The sequence below is a fragment of the Yersinia enterocolitica subsp. enterocolitica genome (genome assembly GCF_901472495.1).
Lineage (GTDB): Bacteria > Pseudomonadota > Gammaproteobacteria > Enterobacterales > Enterobacteriaceae > Yersinia > Yersinia enterocolitica.
Genome location: NZ_LR590469.1, coordinates 2,728,088 through 2,749,270, shown reverse-complemented (window position 1 = coordinate 2,749,270; position 21,183 = coordinate 2,728,088). Strand labels below are relative to the sequence as shown.

Sequence of the window (21,183 nt, the reverse complement as noted above, 5' to 3'; positions counted from 1 at the left end):
TTTATAACAATGAAAAATATGAATTTATTGGCATTTTTTCATGCTGCGATGCTTCATGAGATTGGTGCTAAAGTGTGAGCTGTCTCACTATAGTGCAATCGACAAATCTCTGCACCATGCTAGTGCTGGCGGGGATTGTAGAGTAATATTCCGCATTGTATGTATTTTCTGGTGTTTAACACTATTTTTCACTGAATTGTAATAGAAGCATTCAGAACAGAGCGGAAATAAGAAAATTTAATCATCGGTCAAGTGATTTTATTTGCATTTATAATGAATGGTTATGCGCAGCTGCACCCAAGGGCTTGGGAGTTGATCTCTGTCATCGCGAATTATATCGCTAGCGGGTAGCCTAAAGCTCTTTTTTGACAGGCAGTGCCAAGATTATGCAGTTGCAGCAATTAGTCAATATGTTTGGTGCGGATTTACAGCGCCGCTATGGTGAAAAAATTCATAAACTGACGCTACACGGCGGGTTTAGCTGTCCTAATCGTGACGGAACCCTTGGCCGTGGTGGCTGCACTTTTTGTAATGTGGCTTCATTTGCTGATGAACAAATGCAGCAACAGGGCATTGCGCAGCAATTGGCGGAGCAAGCTAAAAAAGCCAATCGGGCAAAACGCTACCTGGCTTACTTCCAGGCCTATACCAGTACTTATGCAGAGGTCAATGCGCTGGCGGTGATGTATGAGCAAGCTTTGGCTGAAGCTGATATTGTCGGCTTGTGTGTGGGAACCCGGCCCGATTGTGTGCCGGACGCGGTATTGGATTTATTAAGTGGCTATCACCAGCAAGGTTATGAAGTTTGGCTAGAGCTGGGGTTACAGACCGCCAATGATAAAACACTCAAACGTATTAACCGTGGTCATGATTTTGCCTGCTACCAACAAACAGCCCGTCGCGCCCGTGCCCGAGGGCTGAAAGTGTGCTGTCATTTGATTGTCGGCCTACCCGGTGAGGAGCAGGCGCAGTGCATGGAAACACTGGAGAAAGTGGTGGTCACTGGTGTTGATGGGATAAAACTGCATCCACTGCATATCGTCGAGGGCAGTATTATGGCCAAAGCATGGCGCGCGGGGCGTTTGTCGGAACTGGCGTTGGAAGATTATGTGCTCACCGCCGGTGAAATGATCCGCCATACTCCTGCTGACATTGTCTATCACCGGATTTCTGCCAGCGCCCGCAGGCCAACGCTACTTGCGCCATTGTGGTGCGCAAATCGCTGGACCGGTATGAATGAGTTGAATAATTATATGCTGGCCCATGGCGGGCAGGCCTCTGCTTTATGACCGGCTACTGCGCGTCACCATACTGAGATTGTGCAGTGCTCAAAATCCTCACGTACTGCGTGTACGCTCCGGTTTTTCCGCGCTGTACGCACTCCGTCTGGCGTAGCTCGCTACGCCGTAAGTTTTGACCCCCCACCTTATTTTGGCTATGCCTACTGTTTATTGGCAGATAATCAGTTTGTTCCCCCAATCTCTCATTGTGATTTGCAATCTTTTCCACACTTCTGAGCAACCTGGCTTATCTATTTGTAGTTTTACGGTATGATTTATCAGATAAACACAGACAGGGGTTGCTATGAAGCAAATCAGGGTATTAGCCCAGTACTACGTTGATTTAATGGTTAAGTTAGGGCTGGTTCGCTTCTCACTGCTGCTGGCATCTGTGCTGGTGTTACTGGCCATGGTGGTTCAGATGGCGGTGACATTTGTATTGAGTGGCTCGGTGGAAACCCTCGATCTGGTGCGTTCTATTTTCTTTGGTTTGCTGATAACCCCGTGGGCGGTGTATTTCCTGTCGGTGGTGGTGGAGCAACTGGAAGAGTCGCGCCAGCGCTTATCCCGGTTGGTTGATAAGCTTGAAGTGATGCGTTATCGCGATTTGGAGCTGAATAAGCAACTGACGGAAAATATTGCTCAACTCAATCAGGAAATTGTCGAACGTGAAAAAGCTGAGAAAGCTCACCTGCAAGTGGTCGACAAACTGAAAGAAGAGATGGGCCACCGTGAGCAGGCACAGGTCGAATTAGGGCAACAGTCGGCCTTATTGCGCTCTTTTTTGGATGCTTCACCGGATTTGGTTTATTACCGTAACGAAGATAATGAGTTCTCCGGCTGTAACCGGGTGATGGAACTACTGACCGGCAAAAGTGAGAAACAGTTGGTCGGCTTGACCCCTAAAGATGTCTATGCGCCGGACATCGCTGAAAAAGTCATGGAAACCGATGAGAAAGTTTTCCGTCACAACGTTTCTCTGACTTATGAGCAGTGGTTGGTGTATCCCGATGGGCGTAAAGCCTGTTTTGAATTGCGAAAAGTGCCGTTTTATGACCGAGTCGGTAAACGACATGGGTTGATGGGGTTTGGGCGCGATATAACTGAGCGTAAGCGCTATCAGGATGCGCTGGAGAATGCCAGTAGGGATAAGACGACTTTCATCTCAACTATCAGCCATGAGCTGCGGACGCCGCTTAATGGCATTGTGGGCCTAAGCCGTATCCTGTTAGATACCGAATTAGACAGCGAACAACTGAAATACCTGAAAACCATTCACGTCAGTGCTATCACTCTCGGCAATATCTTCAACGATATCATTGAAATGGATAAGTTGGAGCGACGTAAAGTTCAGTTGGATAACCAACCAATTGATTTTACGGGTTTTATGGCGGATTTGGAAAACCTTTCTGGCCTGTTGGTGCAGCCGAAAGGGCTGAAGTTCATTATGGAACCGCAGTTGCCATTGCCGGAGAAAGTGATTACCGATGGCACCCGCTTGCGTCAGATTTTATGGAACTTAATCGGCAACGCAGTGAAGTTTACCCAGCAAGGTGAAATTGTGGTGCGGGTTCGCCGTGAGAGTAATGACCGCTTGATTTTCGAAGTGGAAGATTCCGGCATGGGGATCCCTGAAGACGAGCAAGACAAGATTTTCGCCATGTATTATCAGGTAAAAGACAGTAATGGCGGCCGTCCGGCAACCGGCACCGGCATTGGGCTGGCGGTGTCTAAACGTCTGGCACAGAGCATGGGCGGCGATATTACGGTGAAAAGTGTCCAAGGGGCCGGTTCATGCTTTACCCTGACCATTAAAGCACCCGCCGTGCAGGCCGCGTCTAGCGCCCCATCAGGCGACGATACACCGCTCCCAGCTCTTCACATATTACTGGTGGAGGATATCGAGCTGAATGTCATTGTTGCGCGCTCGGTGTTGGAAAAACTGGGCAACAGTGTCGAGGTGGCAATGAATGGCCATGATGCACTGGCTATGTTCAAACCTGATGATTTTGATTTAGTGCTGTTGGATATTCAATTGCCAGATATGAGTGGGTTGGATATCGCTCGCCAAATTAGGGCTGATTATGGGCAGCAATCCTTACCGCCATTGGTGGCCTTGACGGCTAACGTGCTTAAAGACAAAAAAGAATATTTAGATGCTGGGATGGATGATGTGCTGAGTAAGCCGTTATCAGTTCCTGCGCTCACGGCCATGATTAAGCAATTCTGGGATCATAAGCCTTCTTCTGCCGCTAAAAAACAGGAACACATTGTGATGCAAACCCATGAATCGTTACTTGATACTGCCATGCTGGAACAATACATCGATTTGGTTGGTCCACAATTAATTCATCAAAGTCTGGAAATGTTTGAACAAATGATGCCGAGCTATTTGGCGGTATTGGATTCAAACATGACGGCGCGAGATCAAAAGGGTATTACGGAGGAAGCGCATAAAATTAAAGGGGCGGCCGGCTCCGTTGGCTTGCGCCATATCCAGCAACTTGCACAGCAAATTCAAACCCCGACACTGCCAGCATGGTGGGACAACGTACAAGATTGGGTCGATGAATTAAAATCAGAATGGCGTAATGATGTTCAGGTATTACGTGAGTGGGCAGCTGAAGCTGAAAAAAAATAACCCCGACCGAGGCCGGGGTGCGCGAATACTGCGCCAACACCAGGGAAATCGTCAACCTGCAATACCCGTCATACTTCAAGTTGCATGTGCGTTGGCTGCCTTCGTTCACCCCAGTCACTTACTGGTCGTTGACCTTAAAGTAAGTAGACTCTTGGGGATTCGCTCAGTTGCCGCCTTCCTGTAACTCGAATTATTTAGGATGTAATAATTTCGATTTCGAGTGAATTTGCAGGTTGTTAGGATTCTTCCATACATCATACAAGCAATAACATAGCAAATGTAAGCGCTCTTGTTACAAGATTCATTAAAATATGTGATAGAGATACGTCTTTGTCACTAGAACGAGTTAAGCAATTGACAGCGTGAGAAAAGGAGAGATGTGATGAAAACAGTCGGTGTAGTGCTTAGCGGGTGTGGTGTTTTAGATGGCACAGAGATACATGAGTCTGTCTTAACTATATTAGCATTGGATCGTGCTGGAGCACGTATTGCATTCTTTGCACCAGATAAGCCACAACTACATGTTATTAATCACCTTTCTGGTGAAGAATCCACCGAGCAGCGGAATGTTTTAGTGGAGTCAGCGCGTATTGCCCGTAGCCTGATAAAGCCGCTTTCTGTAGCCAATTCAGAGGACTTGGATGCCCTTATTGTCCCTGGTGGCTTTGGGGCAGCGAAGAATCTCAGCGATTTCGCTATTAAGGGTTCTGAATGTGCTATAGATCCGGATTTAGTTAAGCTAACTCAATCAATGCATAAGGCGAACAAACCAATTGGGTTTATGTGTATTTCTCCCGTTATGCTACCGAAGCTATTGGGTAAGCCTGTTCGTCTGACCATTGGTAACGATCCCGATACCATTGAGGCGGTTGAAATTATGGGGGGCGAGCATATTATTTGCCCTGCTGATGACGTAGTGGTCGATGCAGAGAATAAAGTGGTCACAACACCTGCTTACATGTTGGCGGCATCAATTTCTGAAGCAGCAAAAGGAATTGATAAGCTGGTGGCGAAGGTGCTGGATTTAACCGAATGATTTCAGTCCGCCGTGGATTAAATTGGCTTTGGTATTGGGGAAAACGGGCTGTCATTGGCATTGTTGCCCTGTGGTTGGCCGGTATTTTGATTTTTGCTTTCCTGCCGGTTCCGTTTTCCATGGTCATGATTGAAAGGCAACTCGGTGCCTGGTTGACCGGTGATTTTTCGTACGTCGCCCACTCTGATTGGGTGCCGATGGATGAGATTTCACCTTACATGGCGCTGGCGGTGATGGCTGCGGAAGATCAAAAATTCCCCGAGCATTGGGGCTTTGATGTCGGTGCTATAGAATCAGCGTTAGCCCATAATCAGCGCAACCAAAACCGTATCCGCGGTGCTTCGACTTTATCGCAACAAACTGCCAAAAATCTGTTCCTGTGGGATGGCCGTAGCTGGGTACGCAAAGGGCTGGAAGTCGGATTGACCGCCGGTATTGAGTTGGTGTGGACCAAGCGGCGTATTCTGACGGTTTATCTGAATATTGCGGAGTTTGGTGACGGTATTTTTGGCGTAGAAGCGGCGGCTCGCCATTTCTTCAATAAACCGGCCAGTAAATTGAGCGCATCAGAAGCCGCTCTATTAGCAGCAGTTTTACCCAATCCACTGCGTTTTAAGGCGAATGCGCCATCCGGTTATGTGATTTCCCGCCAACAGTGGATTTTGCGCCAAATGCGGCAATTGGGTGGGAAAGACTTCATACAGGCGAATGATTTAGATTAATGGTTTGATGTTTGGGATAGCTAAAAATGGGCCTGGATTTCTCCCGGCCCATAATAGGGTTGCTCTTTCTAACCAATTGATTATTTTACAATAGTAAATGCAGTGGTCACATGCTTAACGCCACTGACCTGGCTGGCTATCTGAGCGGCTGATTGCCCTTCTTGCTGAGTCACCAGACCCAAAAGGAACACTTCGCCATTCTCTGTGGTCACTTTTACATTGGAGGATTTAACCGAGTCTGCAGTCAGTAACTGTGACCGGACTTTGGTGGTAATCCAGGTATCCATTGATGCAGTAGTCAGATCGACCGGTTTACCCAAGCGCATTTCGTTATACACTTCAGTTGCACCATCAACACCGGCCGCAATTTGCTTGGCGCGGTTAGACAGCTCAGCAGTTGGCGATTGCCCGGTCAGCAAAACTTTCCCTTGATAAGCGGTCACAACAAAACGTGTTTGGCTCTTTATCTGCTGATCTTTGCTCAGCGCGTTGACGACTCTGGCTTCAAGTGTGCCATCATCTACCTGAGTGCCGACAGAACGAGGGTCTGTGGCAGATTTAGTTGCAACGGCCGCACTGCCAACTACGACAGCACCGACACAACCTTGTAATAGCAGGGCGCTGAATAGCATGGCAAAAATATAACCAACCTTCATTCGTGCTCCTTTAATCGTCCTGATGGGGAAATAGAGTGTTATCAATTAAGTCACACAAGCAATTCACTGTCAGCATGTGTAATTCTTGAACCCGGGCGCTACGGTGCGAAGGTATGCGGATTTCCACATCCTGCGGACCTAACAGGCCAGCCAGTTCACCACCATCATAACCTGTAAGTGCAACTATGGTCATATCACGGGTGACTGCTGCTTCTACCGCTTTCACAATATCACGGCTATTACCACGAGTGGAAATTGCGAGCAAAACATCACCGGCATGACCCAGCGCACGCACCTGTTTGGCATACACTTCATCATGCAAACGGTCATTGGCGATGGCTGTCAGCACAACATTATCAGCATTCAATGCTATTGCAGGCAGGCTTGGTCGTTCTGTTTCAAAACGGTTTATCATGCTGGCTGCAAAGTGTTGTGCGTTAGCCGCAGAAGTCCCATTACCGCAGCAGAGAATTTTATTGCCGTTGAGCAGTGACTGAACCAACGTCATTGCTGCACGGGATATGGCGTCAGGCAGTGCCTCAGCCGCGGCAATCTGGGTTTGAATACTTTCTGTAAAGCAACCTTTGATTCTATCCAGCACGTTGATTTAACTCACTTAATATTTAAAACTCCGGTATAAAACCGGAGAGGAATCATCAATCCGCATTGAAAGCGTTTGGTAGCCATTCTAGCTCGCTACCAGTGATGGCAAAAACATCAAAACGGCACGGTGTAGTGGCAAAACAGGCGTTTCGCTGCGCCAGCCAAATGGTAGCGGCCCGGAGTAGCCGTTGTTGTTTGCTGTAAGTGACACTGGCGGCAGCGCCACCGAATAGTGCATTGCGACGAAAGCGTACTTCAACAAATACCCAGGTATCGCCATCGCGCATGATAAGGTCAATTTCACCATTTTGATAGGTGACATTTGCTGCCTTAAACACTAAACCTGCCCGCTCAAGATAGTGGCGGGCTTGGTTTTCGTAGTGTGTGCCAGTATCCCTGTGACTCATATTCCCTTCGTCCTTGAAGTTGCAGGGTTGTTAGCTACATTCACTCACCCGAATCATCTTATGCCGCCGGTACTACCATGCCTTGACGGTATTGCAGCCAAGGCAATTTACGGGTGATAACACAATCGGCTGATGCGGTTAAATCACCGGTAGTTCCGCTCACCTGGAAACCAGGAATTTGGCGCATTTCAGCAAAATGATTCGATAATGTCCACGCATCAATGCCCATGGCATACAAACGTACCAGTGAATAGTCGTTGGCAAATTTGGCCGCCGCTTGCTGCATCAGCGCGGGATTCGCCCCTGCCATCAATGGGATATCACTAAACTGAATACCTTCCATTTCCAGCCGGTAATCTGGGCCAGCACCTGCCTGATAGCTGCGTGAGCTGGCAAACAGCGCTGGTTTGCTGCGTGTGCTGGTCGCCATATCAATCATCGGCTTAATCAGTGTCAACTCAGCAGGTGTTGCAATGATGTACACCGCATCAATATTACCGCCAGCAGATGTTGAAACCACTGGTGCATCGACCGGCGGTGCAGGAATGGTCAGGCCAGCAATGGTGACTGATGCAGGTGCTGCGGCAGGTGCGCTTGAAACACTCACCGGTTGGCCAGTCAGACGGATGCCTGCACCACTGTTAATGGCTTGTTTCAACTCAGCAGTAGAGCCGAAGTTTTGTTGCAATACCGTCTGCCCACCTTGTTTCTGCCACTCTTCTGCGAAGGCTTTGGCAACGCGATCACCAAAGGCACCACGCGGGGTTAGCAACAATGGCATTCTCTTTTCCTGGCTCCACAAATGATGCGCTGCATCGCGAGCTTCATCTTCTGGAGACAGGGCGAAGTAACAGATATTCGGGCTGTTAGTGCTAACTTCCGGCTGATTCAGCGCCAGAATATTCAGGGTACTGGGGGTTGTACTCAGTTGTTCCACTTCAGCTTTCAGCAGTGGGCCGACAACCAATGTGGCACCATCTTGCTGGGCTTGTGCCAACAAAGCAGCCACTGGCTGAGTAGTGGTATCGTAGATTTTTACCTGTGCATTGCTGGTGGCAACAGGGGTTGCCACTGGCGCTGGCGTGGCAATATCAGTCACCGGTGTAGCAGTGGCATCAGTTGGTGTCGTGGTCGTTGCATCTGGTGTCACCGGAGCCGGGGTATTCACTGGTAAGCCATTTTGCGCGGCAGTAAAACCTTGTTGGATGGCATCAGCAAAGACTTGTGCCGAGCCACTTAATGGCAACAATAAGGCAATTTTCGCCGTAGATGCCTGGCTGAAGTTACTGATTTGCGTTAATGCCGTTGGCAAGTTTTTCGCCGCCGGATTTTGTGGATAACGATTTTGCCAATCTTTAATACCGGCTTTCAGCAGATCAGGGTCTTGCTTGTTATCCTGATATATATGCAGCAAATCCAGCCAGCCTTGCAGCACGTTTTCATCTGCATTAATGACAATATTATTCAATTCTTGTGGCGTGAGCTGCGCCAGCGCTTGCCAGGTGCCATCAATATTATCTTGATGTGCTTTATCTTTTAGCAAGGGTTCTTGAGCAATAAAGGCACGTATCAGCGGTAATGTTGCTTTACCCTGATTGGCGGCAATTTGTGCCTGATAGAAGCGAACCTGTTGGTTAGCTGAGAGCTGTGTTGCATCCAACTTGCCCAGAATATCGGCAGCCGCTGGATTATTTTTCTGGGCTACCAGTAGCTCTGCGGTCAGTAGCTGCTGTTCCTGGCGCTGGGTGTCACTCAGATTGGCGGGCAGAGTGCCGAGCTGTTCTGCCGCTTGCGGGAGTTTCCCTTCACGTAGCAGGGCACGAATGGCGAGTAATTGCCAGTCAGCCTTGTTATCATCACTGCTCTGTTGCAACTGTTGCAGATAATAGTCAGAGTTAGCGCTTGCTTCGTCCTGTATATTTGTGGGTGGCGGCGTCTGTGGTGCTCTGCCTGAACAAGCTGCCAGTATCAACGCAGCCAGAACAACAGGGACAAGCCCTGCTTTGGAACGAACGAATGTTGAGGAAAGCATACTGTATCCAGTGATGTTTTTTTCAAGATGCTCAATATTAAATCGGTAATTCGGATGAAACAATGAATCAACACGATCGAGCAGTGATTTCTGCATCTACGCTTTATGTGGTACCTACCCCCATCGGTAATTTAGGGGATATTACCCACCGGGCGTTAGAGGTACTGAAAGGCGTTGATTTGATTGCGGCAGAAGATACACGTCATACAGGGTTGCTGTTACAGCATTTCGCGATCAACGCCCGCCTGTTTGCACTTCATGACCATAACGAACAACAAAAAGCCGATCATTTACTGGCGAAACTGCAAGAAGGCCAGAGTATTGCGCTGGTTTCAGATGCAGGTACACCACTTATTAACGATCCGGGCTACCATTTGGTGCGCCGTTGCCGTGAAGCTGGCATCCGCGTTGTGCCATTACCAGGCGCTTGCGCGGCGATTACTGCACTCTCCGCCGCGGGTCTTGCCTCAGATCGTTTTTGCTACGAAGGCTTCCTGCCAGCGAAAACCAAAGGACGTAAGGATACTCTGCAAGCGCTGATTGAGGAACCTCGAACACTGATCTTCTACGAATCAACTCACCGCTTGTTGGAAAGTTTACGGGACATGGTAACCGTACTTGGCCCACAACGCTATGTGGTACTTGCCAGAGAACTGACCAAAACCTGGGAGTCTATCCACGGCGCGCCGGTTGGCGAGTTACTGGCTTGGGTTCAGGAAGAAGAAACCCGCCGTCGTGGCGAAATGGTGCTGATAGTCGAAGGCCATAAAGTGCAGGTTGATGATGCACTGCCTGCCGCCGCCTTACGCACTTTGGCGCTGTTGCAAAAAGAGCTGCCACTGAAGAAAGCCGCCGCGCTGGCTGCTGAAATCCACGGTGTGAAAAAGAATGCGCTGTATAAGTACGCACTTGAACAGCTAGATGGCGATCAAGTGCAACAGGAAGATGACATCCAGCGCTAATGTGACTATAATCCGCCGCGGAGTTGACCAGACAGTCGCCGCTTCGCTGCCGTCCCTTTCGGGGGAGACAGGTGAAGGGGAGGAAAGTCCGGGCTCCATAGGGCAGGGTGCCAGGTAACGCCTGGGAGGCGCAAGCCTACGACAAGTGCAACAGAGAGCAAACCGCCGATGGCCCACGCAAGTGGGATCAGGTAAGGGTGAAAGGGTGCGGTAAGAGCGCACCGCGCGGCTGGCAACAGTCCGTGGCACGGTAAACTCCACCCGGAGCAAGGCCAAATAGGGGTTCACATGGTACGGCCCGTACTGAACCCGGGTAGGCTGCTTGAGCCAGTGAGCGATTGCTGGCCTAGAGGAATGACTGTCCACGACAGAACCCGGCTTACCGGTCAACTCCACTCATTCCGCAAACCCCGCTTCGGCGGGGTTTTTGTTTATGTGATATATGGTTGAGAGGAATGACTGTCCACGACGCTTTTCACCAAAAGAAAGCGGCTTACCAGTCAACTCCACTCATTCCGCAAACCCCGCTTCGGCGGGGTTTTTGTTTATGTGATATATGGTTGAGAGGAATGACTGTCCACGACGCTTTTCACCAAAAGAAAGCGGCTTACCAGTCAACTCCACTCATTCCGCAAACTCCGCTTCGGCGGGGTTTTTGTTTATGTGATATATAGTTGAGAGGAATGACTGTCCACGACGCTTTTCACCAAAAGAAAGCGGCTTACCGGCCAACTCCACTCATTCCGCAAACCCCGCTTCGGCGCTGAGGGATCCCCAGTAAATCAGCGCTAATAAACCAACACCATACTTCGGTAGGTTCTGGCGAGGTGGTTAAGAACGGTATCCAGTGCCGTTCGCATTAAAATTAGCGGAGAGTGTCGCAAGATATTCTCCGCTAATGTCAAATAAGATATAACCCGTCGTGACTTAAGGCTGTTGGCCTGATACCTCAGATGTAATCCTTTATTTTCAGCGTGATAGCCCAGAAGCCACAGCACAATTGTGCTCAGTGTCGCCAGCAGGCTCAGCACCAGCATTCTTCCTGTTGAACGGCTGTAGCTAGCACGCAGGCCGAACCCGAAGCGTTCGCTTTTTTCATCCCGAAAGTTTTGCTCGATCTGCATTCGGCGACTGTATAACTTCATGACTTCTCTTGGTTTAAAGTCATTTGTGCTGCTGAAGAGCAGCCACGGTTCTGTTGCAGCGGAGCGCGCGTCTTTTATTTGTGCTGGTCTGGTTATGTCACAACGAGAGCGCTTATTTTTTCTTCCTTTTGATGTTTTTTTATGAAGATAAAAATGGCCGTCACACTGGGCATACACTGCGCGGGCAAGTGTTCCGGGGCCCAGATATTCCGGTTTACTGCTGGCCTGTAATTCCTGACGTTTGAACCAGTATTCGCCTTTGCTGCCTAGCCGCATTTGGGTATTGCCCCTGATACGCCCTATAAAATCCCATCCGAGTGATTTTATATGCCGGAACCAGGCATTCTGGAACCCCGCGTCAGTGACAATGATGACTCTGGCCTGCGAATTCACTGCACTGGCAAGAGCATTGAGGAAGTCTTTTTGTATCTGCGTATTTTGCTGTTTTTTTGATGGAACAACCCAACTTAATAAAGGTATCGATCGCCCGTCGCAGATAAGGCTGGCGCGAAGCACGTGATTCTCCTGAGACGGATAGCCACTCCAGTCAACGGCAATAACACAGAGAGAGAGTTTCCGTGTCAGCATCGAGATAATATTTTTAAAAATCAGAGGAATATCACGATGTAGTGATTCATTGCCCAGCAGACGATCAATACGCTTGATTTTATTTTTGACCTGAGCCGCACCGGGTAAATAACGTCCGATACTGGTCAGTGTCAGCGATGCGCCATTGATTAACGCAATGGTGGCATCGAGCAAAGCATTTTGTCGGTATTTGTGAAAGGGAGCTAAAGCATCACGGAAGAAGTTCTGACATACTTGGCGAGCAGGCATAGAGGTGATCTCATTGAATTGGTAGCACAATCAGTAGATCACAAAACTCTATGCCTGTCTTTTTTACCCGCCCATTACTGGGGATTCCTCAGCGCTTCGGCGGGGTTTTTGTTTATGTGATATATGGTTGAGAGGAATGACTGTCCACGACGCTTTTCACCAAAAGAAAGCGGCTTACCGGTCAACTCCACTCATTCCGCAAACTCCGCTTCGGCGGGGTTTTTGTTTGGATTTAGCGCTGATAACGCAAGGCGTCGACGAGCAACGAAAACGCAGTGGTATGTTGCCTGCGGCTGGGGTAATAAAGATAGTAACCGGGAAAAGGCTCACACCAATCTTCCAGCACGCGAATTAAGTTGCCACTGGCAATCTCCGCTTTCACGGCATCTTCTGGCACCATGGCCAGACCAAAGCCGATGACGGCGGCATCAATACGTTGTCGTATGCTATTGAACGTTAGCTGACCATCAACACGTACTTTTACCTCACGCCCTTCTTTTTCAAACTCCCAAGCATATAGGCCACCCATAGTTGGTAGGCGCATATTGATACAACGATGATGTTGTAAATCTGCTGGCGTGTTGGGGATGCCATATTTAGCCAAATAAGAAGGGGAGGCGACCACGGCCATACTCATATCTGGCCCAATCCGTACGGCGACCATATCCTTTGCGACCTGTTCTCCCAAGCGAATACCCGCGTCAAAACGGCCTGTTACAATGTCGGTTAAGGTATTGTCAACCGTGATTTCTACATTAATATCAGGGTATTCGGCGAGAAAGGATTTCAGCACCGGCCAGAGCACTGAATCGACAGCATGTTCACCGGCAGTGATACGAATATTTCCCGCAGGACGCGCCCGCATCTCACTCAGCGCATCCAGCTCGCTCTCAATTTCTGCCAAACGGGGTTCGAGGCTATTTGCCAACCTTTCGCCGGCTTCTGTTGGGGCAACACTGCGGGTGGTGCGGGTCAGCAAGCGCAACTCAAGGCGCTCCTCCAGCCCACGAATTGAGTGACTCAAGGCGGATTGGGAAACCCCCAGTTTTGCCGCAGCCTTGGTAAAGCTACGCTCTCTGGCGACCATAAGAAATGAAATTAAATCGTTAAAATTCTCTTTTAACATCATGGTTCCTGCCTGTTAGCCCTGAGGATTTTGAGTGTAGCTCAATTTATGAATTAAATTCATATACTCATGCGTATTTCTCCCTCTAATACTCCGCCCTGGCATTTGCTACCTTTTCTGCAACTGATATTCATTTGGTGAATACCTTGTGATGGTAAACAACAACAGACAGGGGTAAAGACAATGCAAAAGCGCAAATTGGGTCGTAGTAATCTCGAAGTGTCAGCAATGGGTTTAGGCTGCATGGGAATGAGCTTTGGTTATGGCCCGGCAACAGATAAACAGGAAATGATTTCATTGCTACGCAAAGCGGTAGATCTTGGGGTGACATTTTTTGATACCGCCGAGGTCTATGGGCCTTATACCAATGAAGAATTATTGGGTGAGGCGTTGGCTCCTTTGCGCGATAAGGTGGTAATTGCGACCAAATTTGGTTTTCAGGCCGATCCGAATGGGGGGCCAAGATGGGTGGGTTTGAACAGCCGACCTGAACATATCAAGAAAGTCGCAGAAGCCTCTCTTAAGCGCCTGAAAACCGATGTTATTGATCTGTTTTATCAACATCGTGTGGATCCGAATGTGCCTATCGAAGATGTGGCTGGAGCGGTACAAGATTTAATTAAAGAAGGCAAAGTTAAACACTTTGGTTTGTCCGAAGCGGGGGCGGCAACGATTCGTCGTGCCCATGCGGTTCAGCCGGTTACCGCACTACAGAGTGAATATTCTTTGTGGTGGCGAAAACCGGAGCTGGAAATTATCCCCACACTGGAAGAATTAGGTATTGGTCTGGTGCCTTACAGCCCGCTGGGTAAAGGCTATTTGACTGGCAAGATGACGGAAACCACCGAGTTTGCCAGTGATGATTTCCGTCGCACACTGCCGCGTTTCACACCGGAGGCATTAAAAGCAAATCAGGGGCTGATAGCCTTGATTCAGGATGTGGCACAGCAAAAAGGTGCCACACCGGCACAAATCGCCTTGGCTTGGTTGCTGGCGAAAAAACCGTGGATCGTGCCGATCCCAGGGACACGCAAGCTCGATCGGCTGGAAGAAAATATCGCTGCCGCCAACCTTGAGTTGACCGCTACAGATCTTCAGCAAATTGACAGCGTTGCGGCAAAAGTAACATTAACTGGGGAGCGCTACCCTGAAGCACTGGAAAAACTGACCGGACTTTGATCTGTCACCTGAACACCCTCAGGAATCACGGTGAAATGGCTCGTAGCGTCTACAGTTATACAGTTTACCTTGACCTTTTTTAAGGTTTATCGAGCTGCAAATCACAGTGTTTATGATACCGGAGATACACCATGACAATGAAAGTACTCGGTTATGCTGCCACGTCAGCAAAAGTTCCTCTGGCACCCTTTGAGTTTACTCGTCGTGCTCCTCGCCCAGATGATGTGGTGATGGAGGTGCTCTACTGCGGCGTTTGCCATTCTGACCTACATCAGGCGCGTAATGATTGGGGATTCAGTACCTATCCTATTGTTCCCGGTCATGAAGTGGTTGGGCGCGTCACGGCCGTCGGTAAAGATGTTACCAAGTTCAAGGTCGGCGACTTTGCCGGCATTGGCTGTATGGTGGATTCCTGTCGACACTGCCAACCCTGTCAACAGGGATTAGAGCAGTATTGCGAAGAAGGGAATGTACAGACCTACAATGGTATTGACCGTCATGACCATACCCCAACCTATGGTGGCTATTCACAAGCTATTGTTGCATCACAAGATTTCGTGTTGAAGATGCCTGCTGGCCTGGATCTGAAAGCGGCCGCACCACTGCTGTGTGCGGGTATCACCACCTGGTCACCATTGCGCCACTGGAAGGTCGGTAAAGGCAGTAAAGTGGCGGTGGTGGGGCTAGGGGGCTTGGGTCATATGGCCTTGAAACTGGCGAATGCGCTGGGCGCTGAAGTGACACTCTTTACCCGCTCACCTAACAAAGAGGCTGATGCTCGTCGTTTGGGCGCTCATCATGTTGTTTTATCTACCGATGATGCACAAATGGCTGCGGCCAAAGGGTAGTTTGATTTGATTATTGATACTGTGCCTTATGTGCATGATATCAACCCTTATATGCCGACGCTGAATGTTAATGGCACATTGGTATTTGTCGGTTTCCTCGGGGATATCAGCCCAATGGTGAGCACTTTACCGATGATTTTGGGACGACGCTCGGTGGCGGGTTCATGCATCGGCGGTATTACGGAGACACAGGAAATGTTGGATTTCTGCGCGCAGCACGGCATTGCTTCAGATATAGAAATGATTAATATTCAGGACATTAATCATGCCTACGAACGTATGCTGAAAAGTGATGTGAAATACCGTTTTGTTATTGATATGGCGTCATTGAAAGCGTAAGCCGCTCATCACTGATAGATATAAATACTACTGCGGCATTTAAAACTGACCGGGCGAATACCCGGTCATTCTGGTAAATCAATCAGCAATGCTCGCAGGGGAGTTTGCGCTTTAATCACTAAATGCTGTTCCTCTTGCACAAAAGCGCCGTCACCACAGCTCAAACGCTGAGCGTCGCTCACTTGCGGGCCTGCCACTTCCACGGTTCCGTGAATAGATTGCAGATAAGCCCTCGGGCCGTGCAAATCAATCGTATATTGCTCACCCGCCGCCAAATCCAAATGATGAATCCATACTTGCTGGCGCAATTTCAGGCTGCCTTTTTCGCCGTCAGGGGAAGCCAATAGCCTTAATGGCTGGGTACACAGTGATAGCTGCTGAGCCGATTGACTTTCTTGCTCGGGACAAGCATTGAGCCATAACTGAATTCGCGTTAATGGTTTGTCTGAACTAAGGTTATGCTCGCTATAGCTCACACCCGGCTGGGTAGAAAATAGCAGGACATCGCCAGTTTTACCGCGCACATGGTTACCTAAGCTATCCCGATATTCTGCCTCACCTTGTAGGATGATATTCAGAATATCAACCCGTGGGTAAGTTCGCGGCTGGAATGACGCGCTCGGCGCGAGAACTTCCTGATTCAGCACGCGCAGTGAAGCATAGCCTAATAATTTTGGATCAAAATAGTGGCCGAATGAAAAGGTATAGCGCGCCTGGAGCCAACCAAAGTCAGCTTGCCCGCACTGTTTTGCTGTTCTGCATGTAATCATGACAATGATCGCTCTTTCCTGATATTAATCGATAAACAAATGGTAAGCGTCTGGACGCCAGATTGTTAGCCAGTTAATCTGGTCACTATATTCAAATTTCCTGATTGAGAAAACGATGGGCAAAGATCGGGCGCTAACGTTAGAAGCGTTGAGAGTGATGGATGCCATTGACCGCCGTGGCAGTTTTGCTGCGGCTGCCGATGAATTGGGGCGTGTACCTTCGGCATTGAGCTACACCATGCAAAAACTCGAAGAAGAGCTGGATGTGGTGCTGTTCGACCGTTCCGGGCATCGCACCAAGTTTACCAATGTGGGTCGTATGCTGTTGGATCGCGGGCGGGTGCTGCTGGAAGCTGCCGATAAGCTGACCACGGATGCTGAGGCATTGGCGCGTGGTTGGGAAACCCATATCACTATCGTCAGTGAAGCCTTGTCTCCGGCATGGAAACTGTTCCCGCTGGTTGACCGACTGGCGCTGAAAGCGAATACGCAAGTCTCTATTTTTACTGAAGTATTGGCGGGTGCCTGGGAGCGGTTGGAGCAGGGGCGGGCGGATATTGTGATTGCGCCAGATATGCATTTTCGCGCATCTTCGGAGATTAACAGCCGCAAACTGTACAAAGTCACCAGTGTCTATGTGGCCAGCCCTGACCATCCAATCCATCTGGAGCCAGAGCCGCTGTCAGAGCTAACGCGGGTGAAATACCGTGGTGTTGCCGTAGCCGATACCGCTCGTGAACGGCCGGTTTTGACCGTGCAATTGCTGGATAAACAGCAGCGGTTAACGGTGAGTACCATCGAAGATAAGCGGCGGGCATTGTTGGCCGGTTTGGGGGTGGCGACCATGCCGTATGAAATGGTTGAGAAAGATATTGAAGCGGGGCGCTTACGGGTTGTCGGCCCAGAATACAGCCGTGAGGCCGATATCATTATGGCCTGGCGACGCGACAGTATGGGTGAAGCTAAGTCGTGGTGTCTGCGCGAGATTCCTAAATTGTTCGCTAATAAGTAAACGGCTACTGCACGTCGTCATACTGAGATTGTGCAGTGCTCACAATCCTCACGTACTAGTACTAGTTGTACGCTCCGGTTTTTCCGCGCTGTACGCACTCAGACTGACTTAGCTCGCTACGCCTTAAGCTGTTATGGCTACTGCGCGTTAATCTGTTAATAAAGTGAAACGGGTATCTCGGCCATGTGGCTCCAGCAGATCTTGCTGTGGGCCGATGGAGATAATGCCATAAGGATTAATAGTGCCGTGGCTGCGGTAATAGTGATGGCGAATATGAGCAAAATCTACCGTCTCGGCAATGCCTGGCATTTGATAAATATCACGCAGGAAACCATACAAATTTAGATAATCGCTGATCCGGTGCTTATCACATTTAAAATGCGTGACATACACGGGATCAAAACGTACCAATGTGGTCCATAAACGCAAATCCGCTTCGGTAAGTTGATCACCGGTCAGATAACGCTGTTTCCCCAGAAGTTGCTCTAGCTTCTCCAGTGCATCAAATAAGGTGCTGACGGCTTCGTCATAGGCTTCTTGCGTGGTAGCAAAGCCCGCTTTATACACGCCATTGTTGACCTGATCGTAGACCCATCCATTGATGTCATCAATATTGCGGCGTAATGCGGGTGGATAATAATCCCCGGCTCTGGCGCCCACGCCATCAAACGAACTATTGAACATGTGAATGATATCGGCTGACTCATTGCTAACAACAGTTTGCTGGTGTTTGTCCCATAACACCGGGACGGTGACACGCCCGCTATAATAGGGGTCAGCACGCAGATAGAGCTGATAAAGATAATCGAGGTGATAAAGAGAGTCGCCAGTGGCGGCGGGAAAATCATCGCCGAATGTCCAGCCATGCTCTTTCATCAGCGGATGCACCACAGAGACGGAAATCAGTGATTCCAGCCCTTTCAAGGTGCGCATCAGCAAAGTGCGATGCGCCCACGGGCAGGCAAGAGAAACATACAAATGGTAGCGGTCTGCTTCGGCTTTAAAACCGGCTTTGCCCTGCGGCCCAGCCTGGCCATCAGCCGTGACCCAATGGCGAAACTGTGAGGTACTGCGTTTAAAATGACCACCGGTAGATTTGGTGTCATACCAAATATCGTGCCAGATACCGTCTACGAGCTGCCCCATTTTATGTTCCTCTATAAAAAATACGCCCCATCTAATGATAGGGCGCTATTCATTAAAATCGCATGTTCATTTTTGTCGCGGGCTTACCACTTCTTACCCAGCAGGCGGTCGATACTGAAACCACCAGGGCCAGCAACCGCTAAGACAATATAACCGCCAGCGATGGTCAGGTTTTTCATGAACATCAGTTGGTTAACACCTTCCGCAAAGTTAGTGTGGAAAATCAGTGCGGTCAGAATGGTGAAACCGGCAGTGAACAGCGCGGTGGTGCGAGTCAGGAAACCAAACAGAATGGCCAAACCACCACCAAATTCCAACAGGATAGTCAGTGGCAGGAAGAAACCAGGGACGCCCATCGCTTGCATATATTGTTGGGTCCCGGCATAGGCATCACCCATTTTGCCGTAACCGGCAACAATAAACAGAATTGGCATCAGAATGCGTGCTACCAACAGGCCAGTATCTTGTAATTTGTTCATCGACGACTTCTCCAAAAAGTGTTTTGTATTAATGCCTGGCATCTGCTGGCGTTAATTTTTATACCCGTCATACTCCAAGCTGCATGTGTGTTGGCTGCTTTCGTTCACCCGAATCACTTACCTGAGCAAGCTCATCGGGATTCACTCAGTTGCCGCCTTCCTGCAACTTGAATTATTTAGGGTATATATATGATTGTTTGCTGGTGTATTTCTGCAAACGCCCTGACTTGATGAGAGAATGTTAGTCGAGAAGTTGATAAGTTGTTAGCAAGTAAAACTGTCGTTTTTTATCAAAAAAATTGAAGTGACAGAATATAAAAGCCTGCTTATGGGGAAAGATGCTGCTAGTAGGCTGAATTATATGCTGGTTTTATCAAACATAAGATAATGGCTGCGTGTCAGTACAGTGCAGTGGAATGGGGGATCAACGTAATAAAAAAGTACTGCGAAACAATCGGATAGCACCCCATGCACTGACCGCTCTGCGCGACCAGCGGATTAACTTACTGGGATGGCGAATGCCATATAACGCCACCAGGCTTGAACCTACCATCAGATATTTTCGCATACTGACGATTTTCGCCCAGCCCCTGTCATAAGGTGCGGTGACTTCAATCCAATGTGCGGCGCTGTTAGCGAGATCCAGACGTTGTTGCTGGATCTCCCGTAACAATGCGGCCTTTTCCTGTGCTAATTGACGGCGACTCAACGCTCTTTCTCCAATAACTCGCGATCCGTTTCCAGTTGCTTGCGGGTTGACCCCAGCAGGGTGGAACGGCGCGCTTTGGTGAGTGTCCAGATAACACCTATTATCGCCAGTGCTAAGAGCACTGCTGTTGTCGACCCCAATGCAACTAAACGATAAGCAGGATCAATCGCCCATATCACCAACACCAGCAGACTCATCAAACCGAAAGCGGTAAACAGCAGAGTGATCCCCGCCATCATCAGCAACTGAATCAGTGTTGCTTTTTCTTCTTCCAGTTCAATAGCTGCTAGCCGAACACGGGTTTCGACCATGCCAACCACGATGGTGGCGATGCGGTGGACAGTATCGAGGACCCCTTTACCGGGGCCCTGAGTTTGAGGAAGTTCAGCCATAATCAGCGGCGAGACAACAGAACGCCTAACACCACGCCAACAGCAGCACCGATGCCTACGCCAGCCCAAGGGTTGTCATGGACATAGTTGTCAGCTTTATCAGCAATTTCTTTGGTTTGGGCGGCGATTCTATCACCCGTTTCGCTCAGGCGTTCACGCGTATCTTTCAAGGCACTTTCCGCTTTAGCCCGCAGCTTATCTAACTCAGCTTTCGGCTTATCGGTCGAAGATTGCAGCACTTCTTCCAAAGTATCCGCAAGTGACTTAAGTTCAGCGCGCAAATGTTCAGAGGTTTTATCTTGTGGCATGTAATAGCTCCTTAACATAACTGAGGTGAATACCTAATCTAGTGAATTTCTTTGGAAGTTGATAGGTTAATTATCCTAATAATATCCAAATGACTCACTGTGTCTGTATTTAAACCCGGAGTCGCTACTTCTGTGCCTGAGCTTGCTTTAACTCAGCTTGCGCCTCCGTTAACTTCTTCTGTTGTTTGGTAATTTTATCAGCATCACCTTTTTGTTGAGCCTCTTTTAGTTCTTCCTTACGCTCAGTGACTTTGTGCTGCTTTTCTTTAATTTTGCTCTGGCGGTCGGCTGCCAGACTTTCAACCGTGCAATTATTCTTAACTTGTTTCAAGGCCGTTTCCAGACCTGCGGCGCGACGGGTATTGCCATGCTGTTTGGCATAATCAATCTGCTGTTGGATCTCTTTGGCTTTGGTATCGCACTCATTTGCCTGGGCGACACTGCCAAACGCAATCATCGGTAATACCAGCAGGAGAAAGGCCCGTAGGGGAAAAACGGCACGTAACAACATGGTATTGCTTCCTTTTACAACAAGAATCGGGGTGAAATAGGCT

The 21,183-nt window shown here is 49.1% G+C and carries 20 protein-coding genes, 1 other RNA gene and 1 pseudogene; 9 read left to right on the top strand and 13 right to left on the bottom strand.

The annotated features are described in order from the left end of the window. Positions 1 to 386: 386 nt before the first annotated feature. The 4 genes from mnmL to mtgA all read left to right on the top strand — a co-directional run bounded on the left by mnmL (position 387) and on the right by mtgA (position 5,679). Positions 387 to 1,289 (top strand): tRNA modification radical SAM protein MnmL/YtqA, encoded by a 903-nt coding sequence (mnmL, locus tag FGL26_RS13075; RefSeq protein WP_005174232.1) that lies wholly within the window; start codon positions 387 to 389, stop codon positions 1,287 to 1,289. 295 nt (positions 1,290 to 1,584) lie between these two features. Further along, entirely contained in the window at positions 1,585 to 3,921 is a 2,337-nt protein-coding gene (gene arcB, locus FGL26_RS13070) for an aerobic respiration two-component sensor histidine kinase ArcB (protein WP_138060244.1), read from the top strand. 382 nt (positions 3,922 to 4,303) lie between these two features. Further along, entirely contained in the window at positions 4,304 to 4,957 is a 654-nt protein-coding gene (gene elbB / locus FGL26_RS13065; RefSeq protein WP_005174227.1) for an isoprenoid biosynthesis glyoxalase ElbB, read from the top strand. Beyond that, positions 4,954 to 5,679, top strand: a complete 726-nt coding sequence (gene mtgA / locus FGL26_RS13060; protein ID WP_005162387.1) for a monofunctional biosynthetic peptidoglycan transglycosylase — start codon at positions 4,954 to 4,956, stop codon at positions 5,677 to 5,679. Before elbB ends, mtgA begins: the two co-directional genes overlap by 4 nt. Positions 5,680 to 5,759: 80 nt before the next feature. Here the strand turns inward: mtgA and dolP are convergent, their stop codons facing one another. Genes dolP through FGL26_RS13040 form a run of 4 tightly spaced genes read right to left on the bottom strand, consistent with a single transcriptional unit; the run spans position 5,760 to position 9,377 of the window. Further along, a complete protein-coding gene (gene dolP / locus FGL26_RS13055; protein ID WP_005166550.1) occupies positions 5,760 to 6,335 on the bottom strand; it encodes a division/outer membrane stress-associated lipid-binding lipoprotein in 576 nt (191 codons plus the stop codon). Between the two features lie 10 nt (positions 6,336 to 6,345). Beyond that, complete coding sequence (diaA, locus tag FGL26_RS13050; protein WP_005174225.1) at positions 6,346 to 6,936, bottom strand: DnaA initiator-associating protein DiaA; 591 nt, start codon at positions 6,934 to 6,936, stop codon at positions 6,346 to 6,348. A gap of 55 nt (positions 6,937 to 6,991) precedes the next feature. After that, on the bottom strand, positions 6,992 to 7,345 hold the full coding sequence (locus tag FGL26_RS13045; RefSeq protein WP_005174223.1) for a YraN family protein: 354 nt from the start codon (positions 7,343 to 7,345) through the stop codon (positions 6,992 to 6,994). A 58-nt stretch (positions 7,346 to 7,403) separates the two neighbouring features. Then, positions 7,404 to 9,377 (bottom strand): penicillin-binding protein activator, encoded by a 1,974-nt coding sequence (locus FGL26_RS13040; RefSeq protein WP_005174221.1) that lies wholly within the window; start codon positions 9,375 to 9,377, stop codon positions 7,404 to 7,406. Between the two features lie 62 nt (positions 9,378 to 9,439). On the opposite strand from FGL26_RS13040, the gene rsmI reads away from it, so the two are divergent. Both rsmI and rnpB read left to right on the top strand, forming a co-directional pair. Continuing rightward, a complete protein-coding gene (gene rsmI / locus FGL26_RS13035) occupies positions 9,440 to 10,339 on the top strand; it encodes a 16S rRNA (cytidine(1402)-2'-O)-methyltransferase (protein ID WP_005174220.1) in 900 nt (299 codons plus the stop codon). 19 nt (positions 10,340 to 10,358) lie between these two features. Further along, positions 10,359 to 10,737: RNase P RNA component class A (gene rnpB / locus FGL26_RS13030), an RNA gene on the top strand. A gap of 390 nt (positions 10,738 to 11,127) precedes the next feature. Here the strand turns inward: rnpB and FGL26_RS13025 are convergent. Together FGL26_RS13025 and FGL26_RS13020 are read right to left on the bottom strand one after the other, a co-directional pair. Beyond that, a complete protein-coding gene (locus FGL26_RS13025) occupies positions 11,128 to 12,321 on the bottom strand; it encodes an IS4 family transposase (RefSeq protein ID WP_005170564.1) in 1,194 nt (397 codons plus the stop codon). 232 nt (positions 12,322 to 12,553) lie between these two features. Then, positions 12,554 to 13,447 (bottom strand): LysR family transcriptional regulator, encoded by an 894-nt coding sequence (locus FGL26_RS13020; RefSeq protein WP_005174211.1) that lies wholly within the window; start codon positions 13,445 to 13,447, stop codon positions 12,554 to 12,556. Between the two features lie 183 nt (positions 13,448 to 13,630). On the opposite strand from FGL26_RS13020, the gene FGL26_RS13015 reads away from it, so the two are divergent. Together FGL26_RS13015 and FGL26_RS13010 are read left to right on the top strand one after the other, a co-directional pair. Beyond that, on the top strand, positions 13,631 to 14,626 hold the full coding sequence (locus FGL26_RS13015) for an aldo/keto reductase (protein ID WP_005174210.1): 996 nt from the start codon (positions 13,631 to 13,633) through the stop codon (positions 14,624 to 14,626). A gap of 131 nt (positions 14,627 to 14,757) precedes the next feature. After that, positions 14,758 to 15,813: pseudogene (locus FGL26_RS13010) on the top strand (NAD(P)-dependent alcohol dehydrogenase). Positions 15,814 to 15,878: 65 nt separating this feature from the next. Here FGL26_RS13010 and FGL26_RS13005 read toward each other — a convergent pair. Further along, the gene (locus FGL26_RS13005; RefSeq protein WP_005174207.1) at positions 15,879 to 16,583 is read right to left on the bottom strand and encodes a pirin family protein; all 705 of its coding nucleotides are present in this window, start codon (positions 16,581 to 16,583) and stop codon (positions 15,879 to 15,881) included. Between the two features lie 115 nt (positions 16,584 to 16,698). Here FGL26_RS13005 and FGL26_RS13000 point away from each other — a divergent pair, with 115 nt between their 5' ends. After that, on the top strand, positions 16,699 to 17,595 hold the full coding sequence (locus FGL26_RS13000; protein WP_011817248.1) for a LysR family transcriptional regulator: 897 nt from the start codon (positions 16,699 to 16,701) through the stop codon (positions 17,593 to 17,595). A gap of 147 nt (positions 17,596 to 17,742) precedes the next feature. Here the strand turns inward: FGL26_RS13000 and FGL26_RS12995 are convergent, their stop codons facing one another. The 6 genes from FGL26_RS12995 to FGL26_RS12970 all read right to left on the bottom strand — a co-directional run bounded on the left by FGL26_RS12995 (position 17,743) and on the right by FGL26_RS12970 (position 21,140). Beyond that, the gene (locus FGL26_RS12995) at positions 17,743 to 18,741 is read right to left on the bottom strand and encodes a glutathione S-transferase family protein (protein ID WP_005174203.1); all 999 of its coding nucleotides are present in this window, start codon (positions 18,739 to 18,741) and stop codon (positions 17,743 to 17,745) included. A gap of 83 nt (positions 18,742 to 18,824) precedes the next feature. Beyond that, positions 18,825 to 19,220: a DoxX family protein gene (locus tag FGL26_RS12990; protein WP_004391987.1), complete on the bottom strand. Its 396-nt coding sequence runs from the start codon at positions 19,218 to 19,220 to the stop codon at positions 18,825 to 18,827. A 424-nt stretch (positions 19,221 to 19,644) separates the two neighbouring features. Further along, positions 19,645 to 19,929: a YqjK-like family protein gene (locus FGL26_RS12985; protein WP_005174201.1), complete on the bottom strand. Its 285-nt coding sequence runs from the start codon at positions 19,927 to 19,929 to the stop codon at positions 19,645 to 19,647. After that, on the bottom strand, positions 19,926 to 20,321 hold the full coding sequence (locus FGL26_RS12980) for a phage holin family protein (protein WP_005174200.1): 396 nt from the start codon (positions 20,319 to 20,321) through the stop codon (positions 19,926 to 19,928). The genes FGL26_RS12985 and FGL26_RS12980 overlap by 4 nt, the downstream gene beginning before the upstream one ends. A gap of 2 nt (positions 20,322 to 20,323) precedes the next feature. Beyond that, on the bottom strand, positions 20,324 to 20,629 hold the full coding sequence (locus FGL26_RS12975; protein ID WP_005164648.1) for an ElaB/YgaM/YqjD family protein: 306 nt from the start codon (positions 20,627 to 20,629) through the stop codon (positions 20,324 to 20,326). Positions 20,630 to 20,753: 124 nt separating this feature from the next. Beyond that, complete coding sequence (locus FGL26_RS12970) at positions 20,754 to 21,140, bottom strand: DUF1090 domain-containing protein (protein ID WP_005174199.1); 387 nt, start codon at positions 21,138 to 21,140, stop codon at positions 20,754 to 20,756. Between the last annotated feature and the right edge of the window lie 43 nt (positions 21,141 to 21,183).

Bases quoted from the DNA above. Each gene is read 5' to 3' on its own strand.
- mnmL (WP_005174232.1), top strand. From the start codon at position 387: ATGCAGTTGCAGCAATTAGTCAATATGTTTGGTGCGGATTTACAGCGC.
- arcB (WP_138060244.1), top strand. From the start codon at position 1,585: ATGAAGCAAATCAGGGTATTAGCCCAGTACTACGTTGATTTAATGGTT.
- elbB (WP_005174227.1), top strand. From the start codon at position 4,304: ATGAAAACAGTCGGTGTAGTGCTTAGCGGGTGTGGTGTTTTAGATGGC.
- mtgA (WP_005162387.1), top strand. From the start codon at position 4,954: ATGATTTCAGTCCGCCGTGGATTAAATTGGCTTTGGTATTGGGGAAAA.
- dolP (WP_005166550.1), bottom strand. From the start codon at position 6,335: ATGAAGGTTGGTTATATTTTTGCCATGCTATTCAGCGCCCTGCTATTA.
- FGL26_RS13045 (WP_005174223.1), bottom strand. From the start codon at position 7,345: ATGAGTCACAGGGATACTGGCACACACTACGAAAACCAAGCCCGCCAC.
- FGL26_RS13040 (WP_005174221.1), bottom strand. From the start codon at position 9,377: ATGCTTTCCTCAACATTCGTTCGTTCCAAAGCAGGGCTTGTCCCTGTT.
- rsmI (WP_005174220.1), top strand. From the start codon at position 9,440: ATGAATCAACACGATCGAGCAGTGATTTCTGCATCTACGCTTTATGTG.
- FGL26_RS13025 (WP_005170564.1), bottom strand. From the start codon at position 12,321: ATGCCTGCTCGCCAAGTATGTCAGAACTTCTTCCGTGATGCTTTAGCT.
- FGL26_RS13020 (WP_005174211.1), bottom strand. From the start codon at position 13,447: ATGTTAAAAGAGAATTTTAACGATTTAATTTCATTTCTTATGGTCGCC.
- FGL26_RS13015 (WP_005174210.1), top strand. From the start codon at position 13,631: ATGCAAAAGCGCAAATTGGGTCGTAGTAATCTCGAAGTGTCAGCAATG.
- FGL26_RS13005 (WP_005174207.1), bottom strand. From the start codon at position 16,583: ATGATTACATGCAGAACAGCAAAACAGTGCGGGCAAGCTGACTTTGGT.
- FGL26_RS13000 (WP_011817248.1), top strand. From the start codon at position 16,699: ATGGGCAAAGATCGGGCGCTAACGTTAGAAGCGTTGAGAGTGATGGAT.
- FGL26_RS12995 (WP_005174203.1), bottom strand. From the start codon at position 18,741: ATGGGGCAGCTCGTAGACGGTATCTGGCACGATATTTGGTATGACACC.
- FGL26_RS12990 (WP_004391987.1), bottom strand. From the start codon at position 19,220: ATGAACAAATTACAAGATACTGGCCTGTTGGTAGCACGCATTCTGATG.
- FGL26_RS12980 (WP_005174200.1), bottom strand. From the start codon at position 20,321: ATGGCTGAACTTCCTCAAACTCAGGGCCCCGGTAAAGGGGTCCTCGAT.
- FGL26_RS12975 (WP_005164648.1), bottom strand. From the start codon at position 20,629: ATGCCACAAGATAAAACCTCTGAACATTTGCGCGCTGAACTTAAGTCA.
- FGL26_RS12970 (WP_005174199.1), bottom strand. From the start codon at position 21,140: ATGTTGTTACGTGCCGTTTTTCCCCTACGGGCCTTTCTCCTGCTGGTA.